Source organism: Pseudonocardia sp. ICBG601, assembly GCF_020496245.1.
Window position 1 is genome coordinate 1 of the sequence record NZ_JAHLJA010000230.1, and the last position, 4,232, is coordinate 4,232.

Annotated in this window: 5 protein-coding genes and 2 pseudogenes; 1 reads left to right on the forward strand and 6 read right to left on the reverse strand. The window is 73.6% G+C overall.

The genetic code is table 11. The features are described 5' to 3' along the window. From KPL57_RS62595 to glpX, 6 genes and pseudogenes are all read right to left on the reverse strand, one after another. Window positions 1-214 (reverse strand): hypothetical protein (locus tag KPL57_RS62595; RefSeq protein ID WP_374203978.1); only part of this gene is annotated, 214 nt, incomplete at its 3' end. Window positions 215-446: 232 nt separating this feature from the next. Beyond that, window positions 447-782, reverse strand: a complete 336-nt coding sequence (locus KPL57_RS62600) for a hypothetical protein (RefSeq protein WP_226359149.1) — start codon at window positions 780-782, stop codon at window positions 447-449. A 58-nt stretch (window positions 783-840) separates the two neighbouring features. After that, a pseudogene (locus tag KPL57_RS68860) lies at window positions 841-1,018 on the reverse strand (lyase family protein); the annotation flags it as partial. Then, the gene (locus KPL57_RS68865; protein WP_264200047.1) at window positions 948-1,436 is read right to left on the reverse strand and encodes a lyase family protein; all 489 of its coding nucleotides are present in this window, start codon (window positions 1,434-1,436) and stop codon (window positions 948-950) included. The pseudogene KPL57_RS68860 and the gene KPL57_RS68865, both read right to left, overlap by 71 nt. Further along, on the reverse strand, window positions 1,417-1,752 hold the full coding sequence (locus tag KPL57_RS68870) for a lyase family protein (protein ID WP_264200048.1): 336 nt from the start codon (window positions 1,750-1,752) through the stop codon (window positions 1,417-1,419). The genes KPL57_RS68865 and KPL57_RS68870 overlap by 20 nt, the downstream gene beginning before the upstream one ends. Before the next feature lie 54 nt (window positions 1,753-1,806). Further along, window positions 1,807-2,819: pseudogene (gene glpX / locus KPL57_RS62610) on the reverse strand (class II fructose-bisphosphatase). A 481-nt stretch (window positions 2,820-3,300) separates the two neighbouring features. On the opposite strand from glpX, the gene KPL57_RS62615 reads away from it, so the two are divergent. After that, window positions 3,301-3,627, forward strand: a complete 327-nt coding sequence (locus tag KPL57_RS62615) for a hypothetical protein (RefSeq protein ID WP_226359148.1) — start codon at window positions 3,301-3,303, stop codon at window positions 3,625-3,627. The last annotated feature ends 605 nt before the right edge of the window (window positions 3,628-4,232 follow it).

Consider the following 4,232-nt stretch of genomic DNA (forward strand, 5'->3'; position numbering starts at 1 on the left):
GGATCGGGACCGTGCCGCCGTGCGCGCGGGCCGACGCGACCGCCGAGACCGCGGTACCCGCGTCGAGCTCGGCGATCCGGCGGGCGTCCCAGCCGCGGTCGCGGCCACGACGGCCACCGCGTCGTGCTGCTGGCGCGGGCACCACCTCGACCCCGGCGACGCGACCGGTGCGCAGATCGTGCACGGGGACGTACGCGAAGCGCTGGTCGGCCATGATGCGGTCCGTTCGAGTGAAAGTGATCGACTGGCGCTCACACAGTGTCCGTCGGATGTGGAACGAACGGGGACCGGAGATGAAGCGGGTGGACTGAACCCGGTGCGCCCGGCCGGTGACCGGGCGCAGCCGGGTCAGGAGCGCTTCTCGCCGCGGGTCATCGCCAGCACGTCCAGGGCGCGGTCCAGCTCGGCCTCGGTGAGCGTCCCGTTCGCCACGTGCCCGCGCTCGATCACGACCTCGCGGATGGTCCCGTCGCTCCTTCAGCGCCTGCTTCGCGATGGCCGCCGCCTCCTCGTAGCCGATCTTCGAGTTCAGCGGGTGACGATCGACGGCGAGGACTCGGCGTACTCGCGGGTGCGCTCGAGTCGGCCTCCATCCCGTCGACGACCTTGTCGGCGAGCAGCCGCGCCACGTTCGCGATCAGTCGCGCGGACTCCAGCACGTTGCGCGCCATCACCGGCATCATCACGTTCAGCTCCAGGTTGCCCTGGCTGCCGGAGAAGCCGACGCACGCGTCGTTGCCCATGACCTGGGCGCAGACCATCATCGTGGCCTCGCAGATCACCGGGTTGGACCTTGCCCGGCATGATCGAGCTGCCCGGCTGCAGGTCCGGCAGGTGGATCTCGGCCCAGCCGGTCCGCGGTCCGGACGACAGCCAGCAGGTCGTTGGCGATCTTGTAGAGCGACACGGCGACGGTGCGCAGCGCGCCGGAGGCCTCGACCAGGCCGTCACGCGAGCCCTGGGCCTCGATGTGGTCGGCGGCCTCGGCGAGCTGCTCCAGACCGGTGGTCTCGCGCAGCTTTCGCGACGACGGCGGCGCCGAACCCGTCCGGCGCGTTCAGCCCGGTGCCGACCGCGGTCCCGCGCCGATCGGCAGGACGGCGAGCGGGGCAGCGCGTCGCGGCCGCGGTCCGCGCCGTAGCCGGCCTGGCTGGCCCAGCCACCCCCTCCTGGCCGAGGGTGATCGGGACGGCGTCCATCAGGTGGGTGCGGCCGGCCTTCACGACCTCCGACCAGTCCGCGGCGCGGCGGCGCAGCGCGGCCTCGAGGTGCTCCAGCGCCGGGACGACCTCGGTCGCCAGCGCCTCGGTGGCGGCGAGGTGGAGGTCGTCGGAAGACGTCGTTCGACGACTGCGAGGCGTTGACGTGGTCGTTTCGGGTGCACGTCCGTGCCGGCGCGGGCGGCCAGCGAGGCGATCACCTCGTTTGGCGTTCATGTTCGACGACGTGCCGGAGCCCGTCTGGAAGACGTCCGACCGGGAAGTGGTCGTCGTGCCCGCCCGCGGCCACCTCGTCGGCCGGCCGCGTGGCGATCGCGCGGGCCCGGTCGTCGTCCAGTACGCCCAGCTCGCCGTTCACCCGGTCCGCGGCCGCCTTGACCAGGCCGAGCGCGCGGATCTGGGCGCGCTCCAGGCCGCGGCCGGAGATCGGGAAGTTCTCCACCGCGCGCTGGGTCTGGGCCCGCCACAGCGCGTCGGCGGGACCCGGAACCTCGCCCATGGTGTCGTTGCTCGATGCGAAGTCCTCGCTCATGGGCGAAGGTCTACTCCTCCGCGACCCGTCCCGCAGTGTTAAGTGAGCCTAACCTCACGGCAGCGGCGGGGCCTCGCCCTCCACGCCGCCGTCGAAGTCGACGGAGGAGAACTCGCGCAGCTTGGTGAGGCGGTGGTAGCCGTCGATCAGCCGCACCGTGCCGGACTTGGACCGCATCACGATCGACTGGTGGGTCGCGCCCCGCCCCCGGTAGTGGACGCCGCGCAGCAGCGGGCCGTCGGTGATGCCGGTGGCGCAGAAGAAGACGTTCTCGCCGCGCACGAAGCTCGGCGGTGGTCAGGACCTTGTCGAGGAGGTCGTGGCCCGCGGCGAGGGCCTTCTCCCGCTCGGCGTCGTCGGTGGGCCAGAGGCGGCCCTGGATCTCGCCGCCCATGCACTTGAGCGCGGCCGCGGTGATGATCCCCTCCGTGGTGCCGCCGACGCCGTAGAGCATGTCCACGCCCGAGTTGGGACGTGCCGCGGCGATGGCACCGGCGACGTCGCCGTCGGAGATGAAGGAGATCCGGGCGCCGGCTCGCGGATCTCGTCGCGACGGATCTGACTCGGGTGTCGCGGGCGGTCGAGCACGCAGACCGTCACGTCGGCGACGTCGGTCTCCTTGGCCCGCGCGACCCGGCGGATGTTCTCCGCGACCGGCGCGGTGATGTCGATGACGTCGGCCGATCCGGGCCGACCGCGGATCTTCTCCATGTAGAACACCGACGGACGGGTCGAACATCGCGTCGCGCTCGGCGACGGCGTGAGCACCGCGAGCGCGTTCGGCATGCCCCTTGGCCATCAGCGTGGTGCCGTCGATGGGGTCGACGGCGACGTCGCAGAACGGGCCCTCGCCGTTCCCGACCTCCTCGCCGTTGAACAGCAATCGGGGCCTCGTCCTTCTCGCCCTCGCCGATGACGACGACACCGCGCATCGACACCGACGAGATGAGCTGGCGCATGGCGTCGACGGCGGCCAGCCGTCGCCACCGTTCTTGTCGCCCTTGCCGACCCAGCGCCCCGCGGCCATGGCGGCGGCCTCGGTGACCCGGACCAGCTCCATCCGCCAGGTTGCGGTCGGGCGCCTCACGACGGCGGGGGGCGGCGGGGGCTGGCGGACTGGCTCACGGATACGTCTCCATTCACGGGCGGCGTGCTCGTCGGCGACGTCCCTGCCCGGGGTGGTGACCGGCGTACGGGGAGGCGCCCGGCGATTCTCGCACGTGGGGCGCCGGGGAGCAGTGATGAGCGACCGACGCCATGCCTGGGACGATGGACACGTGAGCGCACGACCTGACCCGGAGAAAGCCGTCCTCGGAGCGCCCGGGAGGCCTCGGAGCCCGGCGGGTCCCCCGGCGGCCCCGAACCCGGCGGCCCCTGACCACGGCCGCGCCTGTTTCCCCAGCCGCGGACCCGGCTGCGGCTGCGGACTCGGACGGCGGCTCCCGCTGCGGCCCGGGCTCCGGCCGCCGCGCCCGCGGTGCGGCCCCGGGCCGGACGGCCGCAGCCGCCGCCGGTGACCCCCGGATCCCGGAGGCCGGCCCGCAGGCGATGCACAAGCCCGGCCGCGGCGACGCGTCGGGTGCGCGACCTGATATCTGGGCCTGTCTGATCCTCGTCCCGGTCGCCCTGCTGATCTTCTCGGTCGGCGGGTCGTGCTCGTTCTCGCCCGGCGGCCCGGCCGAGGACGCCGCGTCGGCGCCCAGCGTCGACGCCCCGGCCCGGATCGCCGAGTACGCCCGCGGCTCGACCTTCCGCGGCTGCGGCTGCCGGACGTGCCGTTCCGGGTGGGCCAACTCCACCGATCGTGGCCCGGTCGAGGGGCGGCGGCACCCGCCGTGCGCATCGGCTTCGTCACCCCCGACGCGGACTTCCTGAGCCTGTCCAGACCGACGGGTCGGTCGAGGGCGTCCTCGCCACCGAGTCCGGCTCCGCGGGCCGCGGCGACGGCCCCCCGACGATGCGCGGCACCGTGCAGGCGGGCGGCCTGACCTGGGAGGTCTCGGCGCCGAGGGCGGCGAGCCCTTCCGGTTCGCGACGCTGCCCGGCCGTCCCGAGGTCCGCGTCCTGGTGACCGGCTCGGCGTCGGAGGACCAGTTCCGAACCCTCGCCGATGCCCTCACCACCGCCCGAGTCTTCCCACCCGGTTCCTGACCCGGTCCCACACGGAGTCCGACGTCCCACACGGGATCCGATCCCGTGTGGGACGCCGGAACCCCTGTGGGACGTGGTTGTCCACATTGCGGGGAGTTTATCCACAGGGTTCGTTCGGGGGCGTCGGCCGGGGTGTTGCGGGGCAGGGTCGGGGCATGGACCTTTCTGCCCGGTACGACGCCCGTGCGGCGCTCTGAGCTGCTCGCCGCGAGGATGAGCGAGGCCGAGATCCGCCACGCCGTCGGCTCGGGGGCGATCGTGCGGGTCTGCCGTGGGATGTACCGCGGTGCCGTGCCGCCGGGGCCGCCGGGCCCGCCGGGGCCGCGGGG